The 22,563-nt window shown below is 71.7% G+C and carries 26 protein-coding genes; 10 read left to right on the top strand and 16 right to left on the bottom strand.

Annotated features, from left to right (window positions below; all coding sequences use genetic code 11):
* Nucleotides 1-96: 96 nt before the first annotated feature.
* Together glpK and G537_RS0107305 are read right to left on the bottom strand one after the other, a co-directional pair.
* Nucleotides 97-1,590 carry a glycerol kinase GlpK gene (gene glpK, locus G537_RS0107310; protein WP_026869550.1) on the bottom strand — a complete coding sequence of 498 codons (1,494 nt, stop codon included), beginning with the start codon at nt 1,588-1,590 and terminating at the stop codon, nt 97-99.
* Between the two features lie 99 nt (nt 1,591-1,689).
* A complete protein-coding gene (locus G537_RS0107305; protein WP_034850763.1) occupies nt 1,690-2,253 on the bottom strand; it encodes a regulatory protein RecX in 564 nt (187 codons plus the stop codon).
* Nucleotides 2,254-2,475: 222 nt separating this feature from the next.
* Here G537_RS0107305 and nhaA point away from each other — a divergent pair, with 222 nt between their 5' ends.
* Entirely contained in the window at nt 2,476-3,699 is a 1,224-nt protein-coding gene (nhaA, locus tag G537_RS0107300; RefSeq protein WP_026869548.1) for a Na+/H+ antiporter NhaA, read from the top strand.
* Here nhaA and G537_RS36855 read toward each other — a convergent pair.
* The 3 genes from G537_RS36855 to ansP form a co-directional block, all read right to left on the bottom strand.
* Entirely contained in the window at nt 3,662-4,567 is a 906-nt protein-coding gene (locus G537_RS36855; RefSeq protein WP_034850761.1) for a lipid kinase, read from the bottom strand. The genes nhaA and G537_RS36855 overlap by 38 nt on opposite strands.
* Entirely contained in the window at nt 4,564-4,983 is a 420-nt protein-coding gene (gene cueR / locus G537_RS36850) for a Cu(I)-responsive transcriptional regulator (protein ID WP_034850760.1), read from the bottom strand. The genes G537_RS36855 and cueR overlap by 4 nt, the downstream gene beginning before the upstream one ends.
* 122 nt (nt 4,984-5,105) lie before the next feature.
* Nucleotides 5,106-6,602 (bottom strand): L-asparagine permease, encoded by a 1,497-nt coding sequence (gene ansP / locus G537_RS0107285; RefSeq protein ID WP_026869547.1) that lies wholly within the window; start codon nt 6,600-6,602, stop codon nt 5,106-5,108.
* Between the two features lie 444 nt (nt 6,603-7,046).
* On the opposite strand from ansP, the gene G537_RS36845 reads away from it, so the two are divergent.
* On the top strand, nt 7,047-7,796 hold the full coding sequence (locus G537_RS36845) for a response regulator transcription factor (protein ID WP_051248065.1): 750 nt from the start codon (nt 7,047-7,049) through the stop codon (nt 7,794-7,796).
* A 55-nt stretch (nt 7,797-7,851) separates the two neighbouring features.
* Here the strand turns inward: G537_RS36845 and G537_RS0107275 are convergent, their stop codons facing one another.
* Entirely contained in the window at nt 7,852-8,721 is an 870-nt protein-coding gene (locus tag G537_RS0107275; RefSeq protein ID WP_026869546.1) for a LysR substrate-binding domain-containing protein, read from the bottom strand.
* A 114-nt stretch (nt 8,722-8,835) separates the two neighbouring features.
* Here G537_RS0107275 and G537_RS0107270 point away from each other — a divergent pair, with 114 nt between their 5' ends.
* Nucleotides 8,836-9,729, top strand: a complete 894-nt coding sequence (locus G537_RS0107270; protein WP_026869545.1) for a PhzF family phenazine biosynthesis protein — start codon at nt 8,836-8,838, stop codon at nt 9,727-9,729.
* A gap of 22 nt (nt 9,730-9,751) precedes the next feature.
* Nucleotides 9,752-10,147: a RidA family protein gene (locus G537_RS0107265; RefSeq protein ID WP_026869544.1), complete on the top strand. Its 396-nt coding sequence runs from the start codon at nt 9,752-9,754 to the stop codon at nt 10,145-10,147.
* Between the two features lie 4 nt (nt 10,148-10,151).
* Here the strand turns inward: G537_RS0107265 and G537_RS0107260 are convergent, their stop codons facing one another.
* Together G537_RS0107260 and G537_RS0107255 are read right to left on the bottom strand one after the other, a co-directional pair.
* Nucleotides 10,152-10,739 carry an ActR/PrrA/RegA family redox response regulator transcription factor gene (locus tag G537_RS0107260; protein ID WP_081688635.1) on the bottom strand — a complete coding sequence of 196 codons (588 nt, stop codon included), beginning with the start codon at nt 10,737-10,739 and terminating at the stop codon, nt 10,152-10,154.
* Nucleotides 10,736-12,127 carry an ActS/PrrB/RegB family redox-sensitive histidine kinase gene (locus G537_RS0107255; RefSeq protein WP_081688634.1) on the bottom strand — a complete coding sequence of 464 codons (1,392 nt, stop codon included), beginning with the start codon at nt 12,125-12,127 and terminating at the stop codon, nt 10,736-10,738. Before G537_RS0107255 ends, G537_RS0107260 begins: the two co-directional genes overlap by 4 nt.
* A 9-nt stretch (nt 12,128-12,136) precedes the next feature.
* Between G537_RS0107255 and G537_RS0107250 the strand changes: the two genes are divergently transcribed.
* On the top strand, nt 12,137-12,898 hold the full coding sequence (locus G537_RS0107250) for an ABC transporter ATP-binding protein (RefSeq protein ID WP_026869541.1): 762 nt from the start codon (nt 12,137-12,139) through the stop codon (nt 12,896-12,898).
* Nucleotides 12,895-13,725 (top strand): ABC transporter permease, encoded by an 831-nt coding sequence (locus G537_RS0107245; RefSeq protein WP_034850759.1) that lies wholly within the window; start codon nt 12,895-12,897, stop codon nt 13,723-13,725. Before G537_RS0107250 ends, G537_RS0107245 begins: the two co-directional genes overlap by 4 nt.
* Nucleotides 13,726-13,746: 21 nt before the next feature.
* Here G537_RS0107245 and G537_RS0107240 read toward each other — a convergent pair whose 3' ends face one another.
* Entirely contained in the window at nt 13,747-14,055 is a 309-nt protein-coding gene (locus G537_RS0107240) for a YkgJ family cysteine cluster protein (protein ID WP_026869539.1), read from the bottom strand.
* An 11-nt stretch (nt 14,056-14,066) separates the two neighbouring features.
* A complete protein-coding gene (locus tag G537_RS0107235) occupies nt 14,067-14,312 on the bottom strand; it encodes a hypothetical protein (protein WP_026869538.1) in 246 nt (81 codons plus the stop codon).
* Between the two features lie 370 nt (nt 14,313-14,682).
* Here G537_RS0107235 and G537_RS0107230 point away from each other — a divergent pair, with 370 nt between their 5' ends.
* Nucleotides 14,683-14,895 (top strand): hypothetical protein, encoded by a 213-nt coding sequence (locus tag G537_RS0107230; RefSeq protein WP_026869537.1) that lies wholly within the window; start codon nt 14,683-14,685, stop codon nt 14,893-14,895.
* Nucleotides 14,896-14,939: 44 nt separating this feature from the next.
* Nucleotides 14,940-15,197 (top strand): hypothetical protein, encoded by a 258-nt coding sequence (locus tag G537_RS0107225; RefSeq protein ID WP_026869536.1) that lies wholly within the window; start codon nt 14,940-14,942, stop codon nt 15,195-15,197.
* A 16-nt stretch (nt 15,198-15,213) separates the two neighbouring features.
* Here G537_RS0107225 and G537_RS0107220 read toward each other — a convergent pair whose 3' ends face one another.
* A complete protein-coding gene (locus G537_RS0107220; protein ID WP_026869535.1) occupies nt 15,214-16,170 on the bottom strand; it encodes a threonine dehydratase in 957 nt (318 codons plus the stop codon).
* Between the two features lie 89 nt (nt 16,171-16,259).
* On the opposite strand from G537_RS0107220, the gene G537_RS0107215 reads away from it, so the two are divergent.
* Nucleotides 16,260-17,675 carry an aminotransferase-like domain-containing protein gene (locus tag G537_RS0107215; RefSeq protein ID WP_026869534.1) on the top strand — a complete coding sequence of 472 codons (1,416 nt, stop codon included), beginning with the start codon at nt 16,260-16,262 and terminating at the stop codon, nt 17,673-17,675.
* Here the strand turns inward: G537_RS0107215 and G537_RS0107210 are convergent.
* Nucleotides 17,609-18,094 carry an LEA/WHy family protein gene (locus G537_RS0107210; RefSeq protein ID WP_081688633.1) on the bottom strand — a complete coding sequence of 162 codons (486 nt, stop codon included), beginning with the start codon at nt 18,092-18,094 and terminating at the stop codon, nt 17,609-17,611. The genes G537_RS0107215 and G537_RS0107210 overlap by 67 nt on opposite strands.
* 99 nt (nt 18,095-18,193) lie before the next feature.
* Between G537_RS0107210 and G537_RS0107205 the strand changes: the two genes are divergently transcribed.
* Nucleotides 18,194-18,715: a cupin domain-containing protein gene (locus G537_RS0107205; RefSeq protein ID WP_026869532.1), complete on the top strand. Its 522-nt coding sequence runs from the start codon at nt 18,194-18,196 to the stop codon at nt 18,713-18,715.
* 15 nt (nt 18,716-18,730) lie between these two features.
* Here the strand turns inward: G537_RS0107205 and G537_RS0107200 are convergent, their stop codons facing one another.
* From G537_RS0107200 to G537_RS0107185, 4 genes are all read right to left on the bottom strand, one after another.
* Nucleotides 18,731-19,780 carry a molybdopterin-dependent oxidoreductase gene (locus G537_RS0107200; RefSeq protein WP_051248063.1) on the bottom strand — a complete coding sequence of 350 codons (1,050 nt, stop codon included), beginning with the start codon at nt 19,778-19,780 and terminating at the stop codon, nt 18,731-18,733.
* Nucleotides 19,781-19,880: 100 nt separating this feature from the next.
* The gene (locus G537_RS0107195; RefSeq protein WP_026869530.1) at nt 19,881-20,231 is read right to left on the bottom strand and encodes a YciI family protein; all 351 of its coding nucleotides are present in this window, start codon (nt 20,229-20,231) and stop codon (nt 19,881-19,883) included.
* 58 nt (nt 20,232-20,289) lie between these two features.
* On the bottom strand, nt 20,290-22,053 hold the full coding sequence (locus tag G537_RS0107190; protein WP_026869529.1) for an adenylate/guanylate cyclase domain-containing protein: 1,764 nt from the start codon (nt 22,051-22,053) through the stop codon (nt 20,290-20,292).
* 48 nt (nt 22,054-22,101) lie between these two features.
* The gene (locus tag G537_RS0107185) at nt 22,102-22,557 is read right to left on the bottom strand and encodes a PaaI family thioesterase (RefSeq protein ID WP_026869528.1); all 456 of its coding nucleotides are present in this window, start codon (nt 22,555-22,557) and stop codon (nt 22,102-22,104) included.
* Nucleotides 22,558-22,563 lie beyond the last annotated feature (6 nt).

The raw sequence follows: 22,563 nt of genomic DNA, 5'->3' as shown, positions 1-22,563 counted from the left end.
GCGCCGCATCCCCGAACCATGCCAGGGCGCCCGGCCTTTTGCGACTATTTTCGCATCCGCGCGCCGAGGCGCGTTTCCGCGCCCGTCGGAGGGCTCTCAGCGCACGCCGCGGGCGCGCCGCACCGCCTTCTGCCAGCCCTCGTACAGCCGGGCGCGGGTGCCGGCCGGCATCGCCGGCTCGAACAGCCGGTCGCGCTGCCACGCCTCGGCCACCGCCTCGACCGAGGGATAGACCCCGGCGGTCAGGCCGGCGAGACAGGCGGCGCCCAGCGCCGTGGTCTCGATCACCTTCGGCCGCTCGACCGGGGTGTCCAGCATGTCGGCCAGCATCTGGCACAGCCAGTCATTCGCCACCATGCCGCCGTCGACCCTGAGGGCCTGGGGCCGGGCGCCGCCGTCGGCCACCATCGCCTCCATCAGGTCGCGGGTCTGGAAGGCCACGGCCTCCAGCGCCGCGCGGGCGATATGGGCCGAGGTCGAATCCCGGGTCAGGCCCAGGATCGTGCCCCGCGCGTCGGGATCCCAATGCGGTGCGCCGAGGCCGGTGAAGGCCGGTACCAGATAGACCCCGGCCGAATCCTCGACCGACCGGGCCAGGGCCTCGCTCTCGCCCGCGCTCTTGATGATCTTCAGCCCGTCGCGCAGCCACTGGATGGTGGCGCCGGCGCTGAAGATCGCGCCCTCGATCGCGTAGGTCGGGCGGCCGTCCAGCCGGTAGGCGGTGGTGGTGAGGAGGCGGTGCTTCGAGATCTTCGGCTTGTCGCCGATGTTCAAGAGGGCGAAGCAGCCGGTGCCGTAGGTCGACTTGATCATGCCCGGCTTGAAGCAGGCCTGACCGAAGGTCGCGGCCTGCTGGTCGCCGGCCATGCCGGTGATCGGGATCGCGGCGCCGAACAGGATCCGGTCGGTGGTGCCGAAATGATGCGCGTTGTCGTGCACCTCGGGCAGGATCGCGCGCGGGATCCGGAACAGGGCCAGCAGCTCGTCGTCCCAGTCCTGGGTCCGGATGTTGAACAGCATGGTGCGGCTGGCGTTGGTGGCGTCGGTCGCATGCACCCGGCCGCCGGTCAGCCGCCACAGGAGGAAGCTGTCGACGGTGCCGAAGGCCAGCTCGCCGGCCTCGGCCCGCCGCCGGGCGTCGGGCACGGTGTCCAGAAGCCAGGTCAGCTTGGTGGCGGAGAAGTAGGAATCGATGATCAGCCCGGTCTTGGCCTGCACCGCGGTCTCGTGCCCGGCCGCCGCCAGCTCGCGGCAGAAGCCGGCGGTGCGCCGGTCCTGCCAGACGATGGCGTAATGCAGCGCCCGGCCGGTCTCGCGGTCCCACAGCACCGCGGTCTCGCGCTGGTTGGTGATGCCGATCGCGGCGATGTGGTCGGCGGTCAGGCGGGCCCGGGCGATGGCGTCGCGGCAGGCCGAGACGGTGTCGGCCCAGATCCCCTCCGGGTCGTGCTCGACCCAGCCGTCGGCCGGATAGATCTGGCGCAGCTCGCGCTGCGAGGTGGCCACCGGCCGGCCCTGGGCGTCGAACACGATAGCCCGGGTCGATGTCGTCCCCTGGTCGATCGCCAGGACATACGTGCGTCGCCGCATCCGCTTTCCTTCCCCTGCCCCGACCATGTTCGGAATGCACTATCCGAAGCGCGTTTCCGAACGTCAATGCACCACCACGGTCCCATGGCGGCGAGGGACTCAGTCCTCCGCCGCCTCCAGCGCCGCCGCGTCCGGCGCGTCGATCACCGCCCGGCACAGGCCGGGCGCGAAGCCGGCCCGGGCCAGCGCCGCCATATCGCGCAGCCGGTGCGCGGCGCGGTCGGCCTCGGCCCGGAACGGTCCCAGCCGGCGCCGTCGCGCCAGCCGGATCGCCGCCGCCCGGTCCGGATCCGTCCCGGGCGCGCCGCCATACAGGGACAGGGCCGCGTCCGCAACTGTCTCGTCGATGCCGGCCTCGCGCAGCTTGACCCGGATCGCCCGGGTCGACCGGCCGCGCCGGGCCAGTCCGGCGATCCGCATCTCGGCGAATTGCGCATCGTCCAGCAGCTTCGACCGGGCCAAGCGCTGCAGCAGGGCCGCGATCCGCGCCTCGGCGGCTTCGACATCGACCTCGGCCCCGGCCTGCAGCGCGCGCCGGATCCGGCGCTGCAGCACCCGGCGCAGCTGGCCGGTGGAGGCGGCGTAGCGGCCGAGATAGTCCAGCGCCGCCCGCTCCAGGGCGGCGTCGTCGAGCGCGGGCGGTCGGCGAGGTGGTCGGGCCATGGCGCGACACTGCCGTGTCGGGGGTGGCGCTGCCAAGCCGCTTCGTAGGTTGGGTTCGCGGCAGCGAACCCAACTGGGTCGGGGGCAGCGGCGGCGGCGGGATGTTGGGTTCGCCGATGGCGAACCCAACCTACTCGTTGTCGGCTGCACCCCGATTCCGGTTGAGCCAGCTCTGGCTATCCCCCAATTTGTCGTCCTCGACACGACGCCGGATAGGAGCCGATGCCCGAGACCGTGAAGACGTGGCTGGTCCGCAAGCCGATTTCGGCGATCCGCTCCTTCCTCGAGATCGAGGCGGCGGGCGGCATCGTCCTGATGGCGGTCGCGGTGCTGGCCCTGATCGCCGCCAACTCGCCGCTGGCCGGCGCCTATGATTGGCTGCTGCACCTGCCGATGGGCCTGCGCATCGGCGATTACGCGCTCGAGAAGACGCTGCTGCACTGGGTCAATGACGGGCTGATGGCGGTGTTCTTCCTGCTCGTCGGGCTCGAGATCAAGCGCGAGATCCTGCAGGGCGAGCTGTCGTCGCGCGAGACGCTGATGCTGCCCGGCATCGCCGCCGTCGGCGGCGTGGTGCTGCCGGCGCTGATCTACGCCGTGATCAATGTCGGCGACCCGGTGGCGCTGCGCGGCTGGGCGATCCCGGCCGCGACCGACATCGCCTTCGCCCTCGGCGTGCTGTCGCTTCTGGGCAGCCGGGTGCCGGTGTCGCTGAAGGTGTTCCTGACCGCCCTGGCGATCATCGACGACGTCGCCGCCGTGGTGATCATCGCCCTGTTCTACACCGGCGACCTCTCGCTGCCCTTCCTGGCCTGGGCCGCCGCCGGCGTGGCCGTGCTGGGCCTGTTCAACTGGCTTCGGGTGCAGGCGCTGTGGCCCTACCTCGTGGTCGGCGCCGTGGTCTGGCTGTTCGTGCTGAAATCCGGCCTGCACGCCACGCTGGCCGGGGTGGTGCTGGCCTTCCTGGTGCCGCTCGACCGCACCGCGGAGGACGAGGACGAGCCGCCGCTGCTGCGGCTGGAGCACAGCCTGCACGATTTCGTCGCCTTCCTGGTGGTGCCGGTCTTCGGCTTCGCCAATGCCGGCGTCTCCTTCGCCGGCGCCAGCCTGTCCTCGTTCCTGGAGCCGGTGCCGCTCGGCATCGCCGCCGGTCTGGTGCTCGGCAAGTCGCTCGGCGTCGGCGTCGCCGCCTGGGCGTCGATCCGCCTCGGGGTCGCGGCGCTGCCGGCCGGGGCGACCACGGCCCAGCTCGGCGGCGTCGCGCTGCTGGCCGGGATCGGCTTCACCATGAGCCTGTTCATCGGCGCGCTGGCCTTCGAGGATCCGGCGCTGCAGGCGGCGACCAAGATGGGCGTGCTGGCCGGCTCGCTGGTCTCGGCGGTGCTGGGCAGCCTGTGGCTGCTGGCGGTCAGCCCCCGGCAGCCGGCGCCGATGCCGGGGACGTGACCGGAGGCGTATAGACCCGGATCGCCTTCGGCAGCACCCGGAACCGCGCCGGGGTCTGGGTCGTCACCTCGCCGTCGGTGTTGACGTCGCGCGGCCGGCGGGTGCGGATCTCGACCTCGCGGCAGCGGAAGGCATGGACCTCGTCCCAGCGGCCGTGCCGCCCGGCGCGGAAGGACGGGTACATCAGCGCCAGCCACATCCAGTGGTCGACCTCGATCGAATAGACGTCGAGCAGCCCGTCATCCGGCGCCGCCTCCGTGGCGATGGTCATGCCGCCGCCGTAGAAGCGGCCGTTGCCGACCGCGACCTGGATGGTCTTGCCGCGGATCACCCGCCCGTCATCGGCCCGGATCTCGGCCGAGAAGCGCTCCAGCCGCCGCACCAGCCGCAGCGCCGCCAGGCCGTAGCCGAGGCGGCCCCAGCGCTTCTTGGTGCCGCCGTCCAGCGACTTCGCCAGCTCCACGCTCATGCCCAGGCTGGCGACGTTGAAGAAGGGCCGGCCGTTGACCTCGCCCAGATCGATGCTGCGCAGCCGGCCATCGACGATCACCTGCGCCGCGGCCGCCGGGTCGGCCGGCAGCTCCAGCGTCCGCGCCAGGTCGTTGGCGGTGCCGAGCGGCAGGATGCCGAGTGGCAGGCCGGTGTCCATCAGCGCCCGCGCGGCATGGTTCAGCGTGCCGTCGCCGCCGCCGATGATGACGCAGTCGACCGCGGCGGCATGGCGCCGGATCAGCGTATCGACATCATCGTGCAGCGGCCGCACCGGCTCGACCCCGCCTTCGGTCAGGGTGCGGATCACGGCGTCGAGGCCGGTCTCGGCCCGGCTGGCCTTCGGATTGACCAGGAACAGCGCCCGGCGCGCGATCATCGCATCGCGGCAACCGCTGCGCGGCGCTCCGGCGCGCCGGCCAGCTCGTCGATGATCGGGCAGTCCGGGTCATGGTCGCCGGGGCACTGGCGCACCAGCCTGCCCAGGCTCTCGCGGAGCGCCCCCAGCTCGCGGATCTTGGCGTCGATCTCGCCGATTCGGGCCGCGGCCACCGCCTTCACCTCGGAGGAGCAGCGCGTCGGGTCCTCGTACAGCGACAGCAGGGCGCGGCACTGCTCGATCGAGAAGCCGAACTCGCGCGACCGGCGCAGGAAGCGCAGCACCTCCACCGTATGGGGGCAGTAGTCGCGGTAATTGTTGTCGCGCCGGTCCGGCCGGACCAGCCCGATCTCCTCGTAATAGCGGATGGTCTTCGCCGGCAGGCCCGAACGCCGCGCCGCCTCGCCGATGTTCATCGCCGTCGTCTCTCCCTCGTCCCGCGCAGTGGATCAAATCGGGCGCCCGCTGCCAAGCGCCCGATCTCGCATGTCGAGGGTTCAGAACAGATTCCTGCGCAGCTTGTTCCGGGCGGCCCGGATCAGGACAGCCCTTCGCTCTGTGCCAGGACCGGCTGTTCCGCCATCGGCGCATCGGGCCGCAGCGCCATCACCTTCTTCCGCGCCAGCGCCCAGCCCACGGCGAGGCCGAGGCCGATCAGCGGCAGCGCCGCGACGGTGAAGGACCCGACCGGATAGTCCAGCGCCATCAGCACCAGAACGCCCAGGAGGAAGGCCAGGGTCAGCCAGGTGCTGACCGGAGCGCCCGGCATGCGGAAGGCGACCGGGTCGGCCTCGCCTTGCCGGATCGCGCGGCGCAGCATCAGCTGGCAGACCAGGATGAAGGCCCAGGTGCTGATGATGCCGAGCGAGGCGATGTTCAGCACGATCTCGAACACCTGCGACGGCACGATGTAGTTCAGGACCACGCCGACGGCGTAGATCGCGACCGTCACCAGGATGCCGGCATAGGGCACCTTCCTGGCGTTCATCCGCGCCACGAAGTCCGGCGCCGAGCCGCCCATCGCCAGCGAGCGCAGCACCCGTCCGGTGGAATAGAGGCCGGAGTTCAGGCTGGACAGCGCCGCGGTCAGCACGACGATGTTCATGATCGTGCCGATCCCGGGCACGCCGAGCGCGCCGAAGAAGGTGACGAACGGGCTGGTGCCGGCCCGGTACTCGGTCCAGGGCAGCAGAAGCACCAGCAGGACGACCGAGCCGACATAGAACAGCGCGATGCGCCAGATCACGCTGTTGATCGCCCGCGGCAGGATGTTGCGCGCCTCCTCGGCCTCGCCCGCGGCGGTGCCGATCAGCTCGATCCCGGCATAGGCGAAGACCACGCCCTGGATGATCACCACGGCGGGCAGGATGCCGTGCGGGAAGATGCCGCCGTTCTCGGAGACGAGCTGCAGCCCGGGCGCATGGCCGGCCACCTCCATGCCGCTGCCGAGGATGATGGTCCCGATCACCAGGAACAGCACCAGCGCCGCGACCTTGATCAGCGAGAACCAGAATTCCAGCTCGCCGAACCACCGCACCCCGACCAGGTTCATCACCGTGACGATGCCCAGCGCGCCCAGCGCGAACAGCCATTGCGGCACGTCGCCGAACGCCGGCCAGTACTTCATGTACAGGGCGACGGCGGTGATATCGACGATGCCGGTCATCGCCCAGTTCAGGAAGAACATCCAGCCGGCGACGAAGGAGGCCTGCTCGCCCAGGAACTCCCGCGCATAGGAGACGAAGCTGCCGGAGGTCGGGCGGTGCATCACCAGCTCGCCCAGCGCGCGCAGGATCAGGAAGGAAAAGAAGCCACAGACCAGATAGACCAGGGCCAGGGCGGGGCCGGCCAGCTGCAGCCGGCCGCCGGCGCCGAGGAACAGCCCGGTGCCGATGGCGCCGCCGATGGCGATCATCTGCACCTGCCGGGATTTCAGGCCTTTGTGATAGCCCTGTTCGTGGGAGTCGAGCCAGGCTCGCTTGTCTTGGGCGGGGTGGCGGGCGGCGGCGGATGCCGGCGGGGTGATCTTGGTCACTCTGTTGTCCGCTCTTGTTTCTGGGATTTTGTTCTTGCTTGTGCCGCGGGGGCCGCGGAGGGGAGCGGGACGCTAGGTGGATCCGGATGGGCTGTCAATGTACCCGGACAATATCGGCCCGGTCATTGCCGGAAATCTCAGAAATCCGGCCGGCCTTCCGAACGGAAGATCAATTTTGCGTCGAAACCGCCGGACACGAATCGGCACTGATCTTGTTCCGATCTGGACTCATCGATTGGATCCATCTGGATCTAACGGTTTCGGTCCAACGACTGCTAAATCCTTCTTATTGCGCTGCTGCTTCGGATGAAGAGCAGTGCCGGCCGGAGGACTCTGTCCGGCTATCTTCAATTTGAGAGAAATATCTTCGAATCGGCCTTGCGGCGATCCTTTAAGGAGGCGTGTTCTCCGTCTCTGCAGTTTCCGCCCAGGCAGGAGGTGGGCATGCATTCGGATCAAGATGCGAAGGACGCTTGCGTCTCTTTCGCCGGTGCGGCGGAACTGCAGCTCGAGACTGCGGGCGATCAGCCTGCGCAGGCGGGCTCCGCATCCGGCAGCGGCATCATCGCGGTCATCGACGGCCGGACGCTTGGACGGGAGGTCCTGGCCCGGGCGCTCGAAATGGCCGATGGGCGCCGCACGATCCGCTCCTTCTCCGATATCGACGAGTGGTCGATCGACGAGGCACGGTACGAGACCGCGGCGATCCTGCTCGGGATCGGCGGCGCGGCCGGCGATGATCCGAATGTCATGGACGATCTGCGCCGTCTGGCGCAGCGCCACCCCGACATCCCGGTGATCGTGACGGGCGACGGGGAAGAAGCCGTCCAGATGCTCGCAATCCTGTCGTGTGGCGCCCGCGGCTATGTCCCGACCAGCGTCAGCCTGAGCGTGGCGGTCGGAGCCCTGTCGCTCGTCATGGCCGGAGGCGTGTTCGTGCCGGCGAGCACGCTCCCGGGCACCGGCGGTCCGGACCGGAGGCGATCCGCGGATCCTGGAATACGGTTCGGTCTCACCGAGCGGCAGTGGGTGATCGCGGAGGGAATCTCCCGCGGGAAGCCGAACAAGATCATCGCCTATGAGCTGAACCTGTGCGAGAGCACGGTGAAGGTGCATATCCGCAGCATCATGAAGAAGCTGCAGGCCCGGAACCGCACCGAGGTCGCTTTCAGGCTGCATGCGGCCCGGCCGTGACCGGGCGCGCCCGTCGCATCGACATTGTGCGGCGAGCCTCCAGGCGGGATCGGCGCTAGGGCTTGAGCGATTCGGTGAGCCAGTTCCGGAACCGGGCGACGTCGGGCCGGCGCCAGCGGGCGGGGGTGGAGACCAGCCAGTAGCCGAGGCCGGCCTCGATGGTGCCGGGCAGGGCCCGGACCAACCGGCCGGACTGCAGCGCGTCCTCCACCACCAGTGGCCAGGCCATCCAGACGCCGTGGCCGGCCAGGGCGGCCTCGACCGCCAGCGACGCGTCGGGGAAGCGCCGGCGCGGATGGGCGGCCAGGGCGCCGGGGCCGCCGGCGGCCAGCCAGTCGTCCCAGCCGAACAGGCTCTGCTCGTCCTCGATCAGCGGCACCGCGGCCGCCCGGTCCGGGTCGTCCAGGGTCGCGGCGACCGAAGGGGCCGCGACCGCCAGCAGCGGCTGCGGCGCCAGCAACTCCGCCTTCAGGCCGGGCCAGCGGCCGCGGCCGAAGCGGATGCCGAGATCGACATCCTCGCGGTCGAACTCGACGAGCCGGCTGGTGGTGACCAGCCGCACCTCCAGATCGGGGTGGCGGGCGGCCAGCCCGACCAGCCGGGGCACCAGCCATTTCGCGGCGAAGGCCAGGCCGCAGGTGACGGTCACGGTGCCGCGTTCCCGCGCCGTCGCCTCCTCGACCGCCGCGGCGATGCGCTGGAAGCCCTCGCTGAGCCCCGGCAGCAGGCGGCGGCCGGCCGCGGTCGGCGCCAGCCCCGCCTCGCCGCGCTCGAACAGGCCGAGGCCGAGCTGCCGCTCCAGGGCTCGCAGCCGATGGCTGACCGCGCTCGGGGTCACGCCCAGCGCCGCGGCGGCGCGGGACAGCGAACCGAGCCGGCCCACCGCCTCGGCCGCCTGCAGCGCGTTCAGGGAAGGCAGGGCCATCGCGGCCTCCTGAGATTTCCTCAACAGCGATTGAAGACATCTCGATTGGATAGGGGCGGGCTGCAACCGAATTATGCCTCGACACTGCTGAAGTCAGCTCAACCGGACCCACCGATGACCGCTCCGCGCACCCTGCTCTTCACCCTGGTCGATGTCTTCGCCGAGGAACCCCTGGCCGGCAATCCGCTGGCCGTGGTGCCGGAGGCGGACGGGCTGGACGAGGCCCTGCTGCGCCGGATCGCGCGCGAGCTGAACCAGTCCGAAACGACCTTCCTGCTGCCGCCGACGACGCCCGGCGCCGCTTCCCGGCTGCGCTCCTTCACCCCGGCGGGGGCCGAGGTCTCCGGCGCCGGCCACAATTCGCTCGGCGCCTGGTGGTGGCTGGCGGAATCGGGCCGGCTCGGCCCGCTCGGCGACGGGCTGGCTCTGGCGCAGCAGCTCGGCGGCCGGGTGCTGCCGGTGGCGGTGGCGGCGCGGGCGGGGCGGCTGGAGGCGATCGGCCTGATCCAGGGCGACCCGCAGGCCCTGGCGGAGCATCCCGACCCGGCCGCCCTGGCGGCGGCGCTGGGCCTGCGCGGCGAGGATCTGCGTCCCGGGGCCTGCGTGGTCTCGACCGGCGCGCCGCATCTGCTGGTCCAGGCCCGCGACCGCGGCGCGGTGGCGGCGGCCAATCCCGATGCCGCCCGTCTGCTGGCGGAGCTGCGCCGGGTCGCGGCCCAGGGCTGCTACTTCTACAGCCTCGACCCGATCGATCCCGCGGCCGTCGCCCATGCCCGCTTCTTCAACCCGACCGTCGGGCTGTGGGAGGATCCGGCGACCGGCAGCGCCGCCGGCCCGCTGGCCTGGCTGCTCGCCGAACGCGGCGTGGCGCCGGCTTCGGGCGAAGTGATCATCGAGCAGGGCCACGCACTCGGCCGGCCCAGCCGCATCGCCGTCCGGCTCGGGGAGGGCCGGGTCGAGCTGCGCGGCCGCTGCGTCACCGTCGGCGGCGGCACGCTGCGCCTCTGACGCCTATCGGAAAGGACGAACCATGATCGGAACGCGCATCTTCACCGGCTCGCCATATGAGGACCGGGCCGGCTACGCCCGCGCCGTGGTGGCGGACGGCTGGGTCTTCGTCTCCGGCACCACCGGCTTCGACCCGGCGGATTTCTCCTTCCCGGAGGATGTCGAGAGCCAGTGCGAGAACTGCTTCCGCAACATCGCCTGGGCGCTCGGCCGGGCCGGGGCCGGGCTCGAGCACCTGGTGCGGGTGGTGATCTATGTCGCCAGCCAGGCGGAGTTCGAGCGCATCGTGCCGATCATCCGCCGCCACTGCGACGCGGCGCGGCCGGCCAACACCACGATCTTCGCCCAGATGGTGCAGCCGCGTATGCGGGTCGAGATCGAGGCGACGGCGCGGCTGCCGCAGGCGGAGGGCGGCTGACCTCTCAGCCTCGAGGGGCGTGCTTGTTCAGGATCCGCTGCAGCGTGCGGCGGTGCATCTTCAGCCGCCGCGCCGTCTCGGACACGTTGCGGTCGCACTGCTCGAACACGCGCTGGATGTGCTCCCACCGCACCCGGTCGGCCGACATCGGGTTCTCCGGCGGCGGCGGCAGCTTCTCGCCGGGGTTCAACAGGGCCGCCTCGATCTGGTCGGCGTCGGTCGGCTTGGCGAGGTAGTCGACGGCGCCGGCCTTCACCGCGGCCACCGCGGTGGCGATGTTGCCGTAACCCGTCAGCATGATCACCCGGCTGTCCGGCCGCGCCTCGTGCAGCACCGGCACGATGTCGAGCCCGTTGCCGTCGCCCAGCCTGAGGTCCAGCACCGCGAAGGCGGGGGCGACGCGGCGGGCCAGGTCGATGCCGGTGGCCAGGCCGTCGGCCGTCACCACCTCGAAGCCCCGCTTCTCCATGGCGCGGGCCAGGCGGGTGCGGAAGGCGACGTCGTCATCGACGATCAAGAGGCTCTTGGCCGCATCGCGCGCCGGCAGCGGCGCCGGCTGGTCGGGGGTCGAGGTGGCAGGGGAGATGGTCATGCCCAGGTCCTTTCTTTCCTCTCAAATTTGTGTCGCGGCCACGCAACTGCAATAACCGCGCCCCCTTGCGGGCCATTCGAGAAGGACAATTGGGCCCCGCTGTGCTCCAGCAGCGTGGCCGCGATGAAGATGCCGAGCCCCATATGGTCGCTGTCCTCGCCGCGACCGGAGACATAGGGCTCGCCGAGCCGGCCCAGCAGGGCCTGCGGGAAGCCCGGACCGTCGTCGACGATCCGCAGCACCACCGTCTTCGGCCCGTATTCGGCGCTGATCTCGACCTTGCTGCGGGCGAATTGCAGCGCGTTCTGGATCAGGTTGCCCAGGCCGTGGATCAGCTCCGGCGTCCGCCGCAGCATCAGCGGCTGGCCCGGCGGGCCTTCGGCGGCGGTGATGGCGAGGCGGCGGTTGTCGGCGTGCAGATAGGTCTCGGCCGCCGCCCCCGCAAGCGCCGGCAGGGTCATCAGCCGGAACGGGTCCCCGTCGTCCGGCTCCGGCCGCCGCGCCAGCTCGGTGAGGATGTCGCGGCAGCGGTTCACCTCCTGCTCCAGGAGGGCGATGTCCTCGGCCATCGGGCTGTCGGCCGGCACGTCGCGCCGCATCTCCCGCGCGATCAGGGTGATGGTGCCGAGCGGCGTGCCCAGCTGATGCGCCGCCGCCGCCGCCAGGCCGCCCAGCAGCGAGATCCGCTGCTCGCGCTCCAGCGCCATCTGGGTGGCGGCCAGGGCGTCCGACACCTGCCGGGCGTCGGCGGCGACCTGCCAGACGTAATGGGCGATGAAGATGATGGCGATGCCCATCGCCAGGCCGACGCCGAGATGGTAGGGCGAGCCGCTGGAGGGCATGCCGCCCGGCAGCGGATAGTGCCAGAAGGCCAGCAGCACCACGCCGGCAATGGCCAGGCCGGTCAGCGTCACCGTGCTGCGGTAGCTCAGCAGGGTGGCCGAGACCGTCAGCGGCGCCAGCATCAGCACCACGAAGGGATTCAGCAGCCCGCCGGTGAGGAACAGCAGCGCCACCAGCTGGCACATGTCGTAGCCGAGATAGAGCGCCGCGTCCCGCTCCACCAGGCGCATCCGCCACTTGCCCTGGACCATGGCGGCGACGTTCAGCGCCACCGAGATGGCGACGATCGCCAGCGCCGGCCACAGCGGCAGGGCGTAGCCCAGCCAGTAGTGCACGAACAGGATGGTGGCGGCCTGGCCGGCGACGGCGACCCAGCGGATCTTGATCAGGGTGATCTGGCTGATGCGGGCGCGCAGGCGCCGGCCGGGCACCGCATCCGGCGCCTCCGGCAGCGGCCGCGTCAGGGCGTCGGCTTCCGCAGCCGGGCCGGTGCCGGCCCGCTGATCGCTTCCAGGCCTCTGGTCAATTTTGGACTGGCCGTCCATTCTCGCTCCATGCTCTCCGACGGCGTCATCATAGCGGAGCGCCTGACCAAGCGCTTCCATCGCGGTGCCGCGCCCGCGGTCGACGGCATCTCCTTCGCGGTGCCGCGCGGCGCCACCGTGGCCCTGCTCGGCGGCAACGGGGCGGGCAAGACCACCACGATCTCGATGCTGCTCGGCCTGCTGCTGCCGTCCGGCGGCCGCATCACCGTGCTGGGCCACGACATGGCACGGGATCGCTGGGCCGTCCTGCCCCGGATGAACTTCTCGAGTCCCTATGTCGATCTGCCGCACCGGCTGACGGTGCGCGAGAACCTGGCGGTCTATGCCCGGCTCTACGGCGTGCGCGACCGACGCCGCCGCATCGGCGAGCTGGCGGAGATGCTGGACCTGGCCGGATTCATCGACCGACCGTCCGGTAAATTGTCCGCCGGGCAGAAGACCCGGGTGGCGTTGGCCAAGGCGCTGGTCAACACGCCCGAGCTGCTGCTGCTCGACGAGCCGACCGCCTCGCTCGACCCCGACACCGGCGACTGGGTGCGCGGCATGCTCGAGCGTTACCGGGCCGAGCGCGGGGCGACCATCCTGCTGGCCAGCCACAACATGGCCGAGGTCGAGCGGCTGTGCGACCAGGTGCTGATGATGAAGGCCGGGAAGATCGTCGACCAGGGCTCGCCGGACCACCTCATCGCCAAATACGGCCGCACCGATCTGGAGGAGGTGTTCCTCGACATCGCCCGCAGCCGCGGCGCGCTGGGCCAGGCGGCGCAATGACCGGAACCCCCGCCTCTCCGCCCGCCGTGCACGGCTCGGCCGCGGGCCGCATCGCCGCGGTGATGCTGCGCCATCTCTACATCCTGCGCGGATCGGTGCCGCGGGTGATCGAGCTGATCTACTGGCCGACGGTGCAGATGGTGGTCTGGGGCCTGATCACCGAGAGCCTGGCGCCGGCGATGAACTGGCAGGCCCAGGCCGCGGGGGTGCTGATCTCGGCGGTGCTGCTGTGGGACCTCCTGTTCCGGGCCCAGCTCGGCATGTCGATCTCCTTCCTCGAGGAGATGTGGAGCCGCAATCTCGGCCACCTCTTCGTCAGCCCGCTGCGGCCGTGGGAATGGGTGGCGTCGCTGATGGCGATGAGCCTGATCCGCACCCTGATCGGGGTGGTGCCGGCGGCGCTGCTGGCGATCCTGCTCTATCACTGGAACATCTTCTCGCTCGGCCTGCCGCCGCTGGCCTTCTTCGTCAACCTGATCGTCACCGGCTGGGCCATCGCGCTCGTCGTGCTGGCGCTGATCCTGCGCTACGGCATGGGGGCCGAGGGGCTGGCCTGGGCCATCGTCTTCGCCATCTCGCCGATCAGCGCGATCTACTACCCGGTCTCGGTGCTGCCCGGCTGGCTGCAGGGCGTGGCCCTGGCGCTGCCCCCGGCCCATGTGTTCGAGGGCATGCGCGGCCTCTTGCACGGCCAGGGCTTCGCCATGGGCCATTTCCTGGCCGCGATCGGCCTCAACGTGGTCTGGCTCGCGCTCGGCTGCGCCGCCTTCCTCTGGGGCTTCCGCACCGCCCGCAGCCGCGGCTCGCTGCTGCAGCAGGGGGAGTAAGGGGGCGATCGGCCGGGCGCGCTACACCGCCAGCCCGAGGCCGGCCCTGGCGATCCGGCAGGCGTCGTCGCCCGGCGCGCAGTCGCGGCAGACCACCGGCCGGTCGGCATAGACCGCACAACGGGTGGAGCGGCCGATCTCGCCTTCCAGGGCGGTGCAGCGGTCGCCGTCGCAGCGCATCCGGGCATCGTCGCGGTAGCGGCGGGGAACGCGCTCGATCTCGGCCGCGCTTTCGGTCCAGAATCGCGGCCAATCGCGGGAGAAGGCGCAGCAGGCGCCGCAGGCCCGGCAGTCGAACGCCGCGGCCCCGGCGCGGGACGTCTCGCCCATCCCGACCCCGATCAGGCGCTGCGCCGCTTGCGCGGGGTGCGCTCCAGGGTGTCGGCGCCGCGCGGCACGTCGGAGAGATCGGCCTCGGGCACCATGCGTTCCTCGGTCCCGAGCACGCTGCGCACCCGGTACAGCCGGCCGGAGGATTCGCTCGGGTAATGCGCCACCACCGTATAGGCGCCGGCGATCGCGGAGCTGGGGCTGGGCCGCCGCCAGATGTAGACGGTGCTGCCCACGGCATATCGGTTGTCGGTCATTCCTGCATTTCTGCGCCCGGCGGGGGCGCGGTGAGGGTCGGCCCGTCCATCGCGCCGCGGCCGGAACCGACGGAACGCGTGTGACCGCAGGTGCGCTCCGTCACTACGGGCACTCTGCGCATCGGGCGCTCAATAAATCCTGAGGAAAGGCAGCATAAGGCGAATTCCGGCTTTTGTCTGCAAAAATCGTCCTGCGCAGTGCCTTCAGGTATATCTCAAGATGCCGTCACCGGCTGCAGCATTTTGATTTTTTCGCCATGCCCTGGAAATTTGCATCTGCAGGACCATGGATGATCATTTCGAAATATTGTCTGGCCAAGCTGGGACGGCCGGGCCATGCTGGTGCTCGAACCGATAAGGACATCTCGACATGACGGCAGGTGAAATCCGCCTCTCGGCGCTGGGCAAGGATGCGGGGTCCGCGAAGGTGGCGGAGCGCCAGGCCCGCGAGGCGCGCGAGGATGCCGAACGCTATGCGCGGCGCGGCAACATGACCATGCACGCGATCTCGCTGCAGGCCGCCAAGGAGCTCGAGGCGGCGGTCGCGGCCCATCGCGCCCCGGCGCCGAAGGAGCGCGGCTGACGGACGGGAAGGGGCCGGCCGCCGCGGCCGGCCGAAGGAGACGGATGGCGTTCTACAAGCTGTATCCGCGCGACTGGAGCGATGAGAGCTGGCGCGGCGAGACCCGGTCGGTGCTGATCGTCCGGGCCGGAAGCGAGGCGGAGGCGCGCGCCACGGCCAGCGCCTGGGACCGGCCCTCCGACCATGCCGAGCAGGCGCGGTGGGCGCAGCGCTGGATCTCGCCCGAGGTGACCCGCTGCAGGGAGCTGGCCGGGGATGGCGAGCCGGAGGTCCTCCTGGCCGGGCGGCGACGCCGGCCGTGACCTCCCGGACGCGTCCCTAACCCTCCGCCAGCACCCTCCGGGCCACCGCCAGGTCGATGTTGCCGCCGGTCAGGATCAGGCCGACGCGCCTGCCCTGCATCCGTTCGCGCTCCTGCAGCAGCGCCGCCAGGGCGGCCGCGCCCGCGCCCTCGGCCAGGTTGTGGGTGTCGGTCCAGTAGGCGCGCAGGGCGGCGGCGACCTCCTCGTCGGTCACCCGGACGATCCGGTCGGCGCCGGCGCGGACGATGGCGAAGGCCTCCGGGTCCGGCACCCGGCAGGCCATGCCGTCGGCGAAGGTGCGGGCGGTCTCGGTCGTCACCACCCGTCCGGCCTCGACCGACAGCGCCACCGCCGGCGCCTCGGTCGAGACCACGCCCACGATCCGGGTGCTCAGCCCCAGCAGGTCGCGGGTGCGGATCAGGCCGCAGATGCCCGACCCCATGCCGATCGGCACATAGACGGTGTCGAGATCCGCCACCGCCCGGAACAGCTCCAGCGCATAGGTGGCGGCGCCGCGCATCAGGTCGGGATGGAAGGCGGGCGCCATCTCCAGCCCGCGCTCTTCGGCCAGGTGCCTGGCATGGGCATAGGCCTCGTCGAAATCGCGGCCGTGCTCCACCAGCTCCGCCCCGAAGGCGCGCATGGCGGCGTTCTTCTCGACCGAGTTGCCGTGCGGCACCACCACGGTGACGGCGATGCCGGTGCCGCGCGCGGCGAAGGGCAGGCTCTGGCCGTGATTGCCGCGCGTCGCCGTGACGATGCCGCGGATCTCCGGCCGGCGGCGGCGCAGCGAGTCGATGAAGACCAGCCCGTTGCGCGCCTTGTAGGCGCCGATCGGGGTGTGGTTCTCGTGCTTGACCCAGACCTCGCAGCCGGCGCGCGCGGCCAGCAGCGGCCAGGCGAATTGCGGGGTCGGCGGCATGGCCGCGTGCACCACGCGGGCGGCGGCCTCGAGGTCGGTCAGGTCGAACATGGTCGGCGCTCCGGATCGGGGCAGGATTGACGCCAGCATCGGCGGCGCCGATTGTGTGGGTCAACGAAGACATTGTGTGGCAGACAAGAATGTGGGTCCCGAGCCTGGAGAGGCGCGGCCCGGTCCGCTACCTCGCCATCGTCGAGGCGCTGGCCGAGGCCATCGCCACCGGCGACCTGCGCCCCGGCGAAAGGCTGCCGACGCATCGCGACCTGGCCTGGCGGCTCGGCCTCAATGTCAGCACGGTGACGCAGGCCTATCGCGAGGCGGCGCGGCGGCACCTGGTCTCGGGCGAGGTCGGGCGCGGCACCTATGTCCTGGCGGCCAGCCGCGAGGCGGCGCTGTTCGGCCTCAAGGCGGCCGGCATGGCAGAAGGCGGGCCGCAGCCGATCGATCTGTCGACCAATGTCCCGGCGGCCCACCCGGACAGCGCCGACCTCGCCGTCGCCCTGGCCGCGGTCGCCGCCGAGGGCCGGGCCGATGCGGGGCTGGCCTATCATCCGCCGGCGCTGCTGCAGCGGGCGCGGATCGCCGGCGCCGCCTGGCTGGCGGCCCGCGGCCTGCATCTGCGTCCGGCCGAGGTGGCGCCCTGCGCCGGGGCGCAGGCGGCGCTGACCGCGGTGCTGCTGCAGCTCCGCGCCTCCGGCGACCCCGTGCTGGTGGAGGAGCTGGCCTTCCCCGGCCTCAAGGCGGCGGCGCGCTGGCTGCGCCTGCCGCTGCACGGCGTCGCCATGGACGGCGAGGGTGTGCTGCCCGACGCGCTCGACCGCGCCGCCCGCGCCACCGGCGCCCGGGTCGTTGTGCTGGTGCCGAACCTGCAGAACCCGACCGGCGCGGTGATGGGCCCGGCGCGGCAGGCGGAGGTGGCGGAGGTCGTCCGCCGCCACGGCCTGTGGCTGGTCGAGGACGACGCCTATGGCGCCCTGGCCGGCCGGCCGCCTTTGGCGGCGCTGGTGCCGGAACGCGGCATTCTGGTCACCAGCCTGTCCAAGACCGTGGCGCCCGGCCTGCGCTTCGGCCTGGTCGCCGGCGCCTGCGAGCCCGCGCGCAGCCTGGCGGACCAGATCCATGCCACCAGCTGGCCGCTGGCGCCGCTGATGGGCGAGGTCGCCTGCCGCTGGATCGAGGACGGCACCGCCGCCCGCCGCCTGGCCTGGCAGCGGGCCGAGACGGCGGCCCGGCACGCCCAGGCGCGCCGCGCCCTGCCCGGGCTGGTCCCGCCGAACCGCGCCCCGAGCCCGCATCTCTGGCTGCCGCTGTCCGGCGACGCCGGCGCGGCCGCCGCCCGCTGCCTCGCGGCCGGGGTGGAGGTGGTCGCCGCCGAGGTCTTCGCGGTGACGCGGGAGGCGCCGCGGGGCCTGCGCCTCAGCCTCGGCGCCGCCCGCAGCCGGGCCGCGCTGGCGGAGGCGCTGGTCCGGCTGCGGGCGGCGCTGGGTCCTCAGAAGGGCAGCAGCGAATCCCTCAACGTGTCCCGGAGCGAGAACACCGTGCCCTCGTCGCGATAGGGGATCTGGCGGCCGGCGCTCAGGAACACGCCCTCGACCCGCCATTTCAGCTCGCCGCGGCGGCCGATCGTGGCCAGCTGATCGACCAGGCCGAGGCCGGAGCCGCGCAGCGGCACCGCGACCTCGCGCTCGCCATGGGCCGTCAGCGCGAAGGGGCGGTCGCTGCGGCCGTTGCCGAACTCGCGCCCGTTCAGCTCGATCGCCGCGGTCATGGCGTCGACCTGCATCCCGGTGCCGGCCTCCTCCTCGACCCGCAGCAGCGCCTCCCAGCGCTGCTCGAACATCGTGGCGTCCACGGGCCGCAGATCGACGATGCGGACCCGGGGCGGCGGCGGCCCGAGCAGCGGCGCGGCGCAGGCGGCCAGCACTCCGGCCGGCAGGAGGGCGAGGAGGCGTCGGCGGGATTGGTGTCGGCTCATGGTCTCCGAGGCTCGGTGGCGAATCTGTCAGCGACATGGCATCGGCAGCGGGGCTCGGCTAGCCTCGGCCGAGCTTGGTTTCGCTTGGGGGGAGGCATCATGGCACCGACGGACCGTCCGTCCTGCATCGCGCATTGGACCGAGATCGAAGGGCCGGACAACCACACCTACCGCGGCGACGACGAGCGGCTCAGCATCGGCGCGCCGTTCGGCCGGCATTTCGGCCTGACCCGCATCGGCATCCATCACGAGCGGCTGCCGCCCGGGCGCCGCACCTCCTACCCGCATGCCGAGAGCCATGAGGAGGAGTTCGTCTACGTCATCGAGGGCACGCCCGACGTCTGGCTCGACGGCGTTCTGCACCGCCTCGGGCCCGGCGACGCGGTCGGCTTCCCGGCCGGCACCGGCCTATGCCACACCTTCATCAACAACACCGAAGCCGAGGTGCGGCTGCTGGTGGTCGGCGAGACGCCGAAGCGCGAGAACCGCATCTACTATCCGCGCAACCCGGAGCAGCGGGCGACCCGGCCCGACTGGTGGCACGACGTGCCGCCGCGCCCGATGGGCGGCCATGATGGCCTGCCGGACAAGGTCCGCGACTGGAAGGCGAGCAAGGAGTAGGCTGACAGTTTCGATTCACGGTACGGCGACGTTCACCGTGTGGATCGCGTTGCGCGCCCCCTCTTGCGGCTGCGTCGTCCCGTCGACGTCGAAGGCGCGGGCGCAAAGCTGTATGGCGCCGCGATCGGCCGGCCGCCACGGCAGCGAAAAGCGCTGCCAGGCCCAGCCGTGCCGTGGCTCGAGGATTGCCCGCCGGTAGCTCGCGCCGCCGTCGACGCTGACCTCGACACGCTCGATGCCGCGGAAGGACCAGCTCCAGCCCCAGATCTCGGTGGATTCGCCCGCCGCAATCACCGCGTCGGGCGCCGGCGCCACGATGACCGCCTCCGGCGCGATCGCCCAGACCGGACGCTGCGCCGGCATGCCGGCGGCGATCTCGGCCGTGTCGCTCGCGTCGCTGTAGAGGGTGGTCGTGAAAAGGCCGTCCGCCCGATGCTCGGCGAGGTGCAGCCGCCACAGCCATTTGACGCTGTTGGTGCCATAGTAGCCGGGGACGACGAGCCGCGCCGGAAACCCGTGCTCGGCCGGCAGCGGCGCGTCGTTGAGCTCGTAGGCGATGAGGACGCCGCCGGCCCACAGCCGCTCGAGCGGCAGGTCCTTGAGATACCAGTCGCAGGCGGCTCCCGCGAAATCGCCGCCGTCGAGCCCGCAGGACCAGAGGAAGCGCGCCCTTCGATCGATGCCGATCTCGTCGAGCAGCGCGGCGAGATAGACGCCGCCCCAGCGCACATTGGCGACGCGGCGGGTCGGCACCCGCGGCTCGAAGGGGCTGCCGCAGCATTGATGCACCGCCTCCACCACCGTCTTCGGTCGGGCCTTCAGATCGTCCAGGCCGAGCGTAAGGGACCGGCCGACCAGCCCGTCGATTCGGAGCGACCATGACTCGGGCTCGATGCGGGGAATGCCGAGATGGGCGATGACGGCAAGGTCGGCCGTGGCGGTCACGGGCGCCGTCATCTCATGCGGCCGGAGCTTGATCCGGCGGACGCCCTCCGCAGGCTCCATCGGCGGCCGCGCCGGCGCGGCGACATGGCTCGAAGGGGTGTGATCGCGGTTCAGGGGCATGGCTCGCCTGCTTCAGATGATGCGAGTTGCCCGAATTGTACTCTGCGATCGGCGAACCCGGTGTGACCTCGGTCTCTCGGGCGGTCGCCGCGGCGTCCGCTCACCCCATCGGCGGCTGCTCGCGCACCTCGATGCTGCCCATTGCCGCCATCGGCGACGTCGTTGCGATCGCGACCGCCTCGTCCATGTCGCGGGCCTCGATCAGGATGAAGCCGCCGAGATGCTCCTTGGTCTCGGCATAGGGGCCGTCGGTGACCGAGGTCGTGTCGCCGCGGCGCCGCACGATCCGGCCGGTCTCCGGCTCGGCCAGCGGGCCGCAGGCGATGAGGTGGCCGCTGCGGCGGAGCTCGTCGTCATAAACCATGCAGCGGCGCGTCAGGTCGCGGCTCTCCTTGGGCGACAGCGGGCCGATCAGGGCGGGGTCGACATGGACGATCAGCAGATAGCGCATCCCGGGCCTCCATTGCTTCGCTGCCTGGTCGTCCGGCCGGCGCAGAAATCGACGCCGCCTATTCCGGCAGCCCCGCCCGGCGCAGCGCGTCGAGGTAGCGCGCCATCACCTCCGGCGGCTTCCAGGGCACGCCGGCGCGGGTGTTGGCGATGGTGGTGCCGGGCGCCACGGCCAGCAGGCCGGCCAGCGCCGCCTTCGCCTGGTCGGCCCGGCCCAGCGCCGACAGGGCGGCCGTCAGCAGCCGGTGGGCCACCGGGGAGCCTGGGTACAGGTGGATCGCCCGGCGCGCCTCCTCGGCCGCCGTCTCGTCGTCGCCCTCGGCGAAGGCGGCGAGGCCGAGAAAGGCGTGGCACCAGTGGTTGGCGGGGTCGCGCGGGCTCAGCCGCAGCGCCGTGTGCAGCGCCTGCCGCGCCTTTCCGCTGTCGCCCGACAGGGCGTAGTGGCCGCCGCCCAGCATATAGGCGAAGGCCAAGTTGGGGTTGACCGCCAGCGCCGTCTCCAGCCGCCGCCCGGCCTCGTCGAAGCGGCGCAGGAACAGGGCGACCATGCCCAGCACCGTCTGCGCCTCGGCATCGCGCGGGTCCAGGTCCACCGCCTGGCGCGCCATCGCGTCGGCCGCGGCCAGCGACCGGCCGGGATCGGCGCTGCGCCCGAACAGAACATCCCAGACGTCGCACATGGCCTGGATGGAGCGGGCCCGGGCCAGGCCGGGGTCGAGGGCGATCGCCTGGGCGGCGAAGGTGCGGGCCTGGGCGCCGTCCTCCGGCGTCAGGCGCCAGGTGTGCCAGGCGGCGCGCATGACGCAGTCCCAGGCGTCCATCGCGGCCGGGTCCAGCCGCCGGGCGCGGCGCATCTCGGCGCCGATCAGCTCCGGCGCCACCACGCCGACGATGCTGTCGGTGATCTCGTCCTGCACCGCGAACAGGTCGTCGATCCGGCGGTCGTAGCGCTCGGCCCAGACATGGGCGCCGGTCGCGGCATCGATCAGTTGGGCGGTGATCCGCATCCGGTCGCCGCCCTTGCGCACGCTGCCCTCCAGCACGTAGCGGACGCCCAGCTCCGCCCCTACCTGCTTCACGTCGACCGCCCGGCCCTTGTAGGTGAAGGAGGAGTTGCGGGCGATCACCAGGAAGCCGTGGTGCCGCGACAGGCCGGTGATGATGTCCTCGGCGATGCCGTCGGCGAAGTATTCCTGGTCGCGCTCGGCGCTCATGTCCTGGAACGGCAGCACCGCGATCGACGGCCTGGCCGGGGCGCCGGCGGCCCCGGGCGCCATCTCGGCGCCGCCCGCCGGTTCCAGCCGCACCCGGTACACCCGCACCGGCTTCTGGATGTTCTTCAGGTGCTGCTGGCCCAGGTCGTCGAAGGCCAGGTCCAGCTTGCCGATCACCTGGTCGAACACGCTGGCGGTGATCGAGATGCCGCCGGGCTCGGCCATGCCCTCCAGCCGGGCGGCGATGTTGACGCCGTCGCCCAGGATGTCGTCGCCGTCGATGACGATGTCGCCCAGATTGATCCCGGCGCGGTACTGGATGCGGCGCTCCGGCGGCTGCCCGGCCTCGGCCTCGGCGACCTCGCGCTGGATCCGGACCGCGCTCTCCAGCGCGTCGACGACGCTGCCGAACTCGACCAGCATGCCGTCGCCGGTGGTCTTGACCACGCGGCCGCCATGGCTGCGCAGCGCCGGCTCGATCAGGTCACGGCGATGCGCCTTCTGCCGGGCGATGGTGCCGGCCTCGTCGGCCTCGACATGCCGGGAATATCCCACCATGTCGATCGCCAGGACGGCGGCAAGCCTGCGGGTCACGCGATCGGTGCTCAAGACGGTCTCAGCCTGGTGCGCGCCGCCCGAACCTTACCGCCCGGCCCCCTAATCCGCCACCCCGTCCCGGCCTTCGATCGCCATCAGGGTGGCGGTGAGAAGCGCGACCAGCTTCTCGCTGCCCGCCGTCTCGGCGAAGACCTCCGTCTGCGCCACGGTCAGCGTCCGGCCGGCCTTGACGACGCGCCCGCGCGCCAGGATGCGCTCGCCGGCCGCAGGGGCCAGGAGGTTGATCTTGAACTCGGTGGTCAGCACCCCCGCCCCCGGCGGCATGAGGGTGAGCGCGGCGTAGCCCGCGGCGGTGTCGGCGATGGCCGACACCGCGCCGGCATGGACGAAACCGTGCTGCTGCGACACCGAAGGGCTCGCCGGCAGCGCGATCTCGACCGCCCCCGGTGCGATGTTCCGGATCGACGCGCCGAGGGTGCGCATCAGCCCCTGCTTGTCGAAGCTCGCCTGAATGCGGACCTGGAAGGCCGGGTCCTTCGGGATCGGAGGGCTCAAGACGGT

The sequence above is a fragment of the Inquilinus limosus DSM 16000 genome (assembly GCF_000423185.1).
Taxonomy (GTDB): Bacteria; Pseudomonadota; Alphaproteobacteria; order DSM-16000; family Inquilinaceae; genus Inquilinus; species Inquilinus limosus.
Note: the sequence above shows the minus strand (reverse complement) of the source record. Positions and strands in the feature narration are given on the sequence as shown.

Coding starts and splice junctions, on each gene's coding strand:
- glpK (WP_026869550.1), bottom strand. CDS start 1,590: ATGCGGCGACGCACGTATGTCCTGGCGATCGACCAGGGGACGACATCG.
- G537_RS0107305 (WP_034850763.1), bottom strand. CDS start 2,253: ATGGCCCGACCACCTCGCCGACCGCCCGCGCTCGACGACGCCGCCCTG.
- nhaA (WP_026869548.1), top strand. CDS start 2,476: ATGCCCGAGACCGTGAAGACGTGGCTGGTCCGCAAGCCGATTTCGGCG.
- G537_RS36855 (WP_034850761.1), bottom strand. CDS start 4,567: ATGATCGCGCGCCGGGCGCTGTTCCTGGTCAATCCGAAGGCCAGCCGG.
- cueR (WP_034850760.1), bottom strand. CDS start 4,983: ATGAACATCGGCGAGGCGGCGCGGCGTTCGGGCCTGCCGGCGAAGACC.
- G537_RS36845 (WP_051248065.1), top strand. CDS start 7,047: ATGCATTCGGATCAAGATGCGAAGGACGCTTGCGTCTCTTTCGCCGGT.
- G537_RS0107275 (WP_026869546.1), bottom strand. CDS start 8,721: ATGGCCCTGCCTTCCCTGAACGCGCTGCAGGCGGCCGAGGCGGTGGGC.
- G537_RS0107270 (WP_026869545.1), top strand. CDS start 8,836: ATGACCGCTCCGCGCACCCTGCTCTTCACCCTGGTCGATGTCTTCGCC.
- G537_RS0107265 (WP_026869544.1), top strand. CDS start 9,752: ATGATCGGAACGCGCATCTTCACCGGCTCGCCATATGAGGACCGGGCC.
- G537_RS0107260 (WP_081688635.1), bottom strand. CDS start 10,739: ATGACCATCTCCCCTGCCACCTCGACCCCCGACCAGCCGGCGCCGCTG.
- G537_RS0107255 (WP_081688634.1), bottom strand. CDS start 12,127: ATGGACGGCCAGTCCAAAATTGACCAGAGGCCTGGAAGCGATCAGCGG.
- G537_RS0107250 (WP_026869541.1), top strand. CDS start 12,137: ATGCTCTCCGACGGCGTCATCATAGCGGAGCGCCTGACCAAGCGCTTC.
- G537_RS0107245 (WP_034850759.1), top strand. CDS start 12,895: ATGACCGGAACCCCCGCCTCTCCGCCCGCCGTGCACGGCTCGGCCGCG.
- G537_RS0107240 (WP_026869539.1), bottom strand. CDS start 14,055: ATGGGCGAGACGTCCCGCGCCGGGGCCGCGGCGTTCGACTGCCGGGCC.
- G537_RS0107235 (WP_026869538.1), bottom strand. CDS start 14,312: ATGACCGACAACCGATATGCCGTGGGCAGCACCGTCTACATCTGGCGG.
- G537_RS0107230 (WP_026869537.1), top strand. CDS start 14,683: ATGACGGCAGGTGAAATCCGCCTCTCGGCGCTGGGCAAGGATGCGGGG.
- G537_RS0107225 (WP_026869536.1), top strand. CDS start 14,940: ATGGCGTTCTACAAGCTGTATCCGCGCGACTGGAGCGATGAGAGCTGG.
- G537_RS0107220 (WP_026869535.1), bottom strand. CDS start 16,170: ATGTTCGACCTGACCGACCTCGAGGCCGCCGCCCGCGTGGTGCACGCG.
- G537_RS0107215 (WP_026869534.1), top strand. CDS start 16,260: ATGTGGGTCCCGAGCCTGGAGAGGCGCGGCCCGGTCCGCTACCTCGCC.
- G537_RS0107210 (WP_081688633.1), bottom strand. CDS start 18,094: ATGAGCCGACACCAATCCCGCCGACGCCTCCTCGCCCTCCTGCCGGCC.
- G537_RS0107205 (WP_026869532.1), top strand. CDS start 18,194: ATGGCACCGACGGACCGTCCGTCCTGCATCGCGCATTGGACCGAGATC.
- G537_RS0107200 (WP_051248063.1), bottom strand. CDS start 19,780: ATGCCCCTGAACCGCGATCACACCCCTTCGAGCCATGTCGCCGCGCCG.
- G537_RS0107195 (WP_026869530.1), bottom strand. CDS start 20,231: ATGCGCTATCTGCTGATCGTCCATGTCGACCCCGCCCTGATCGGCCCG.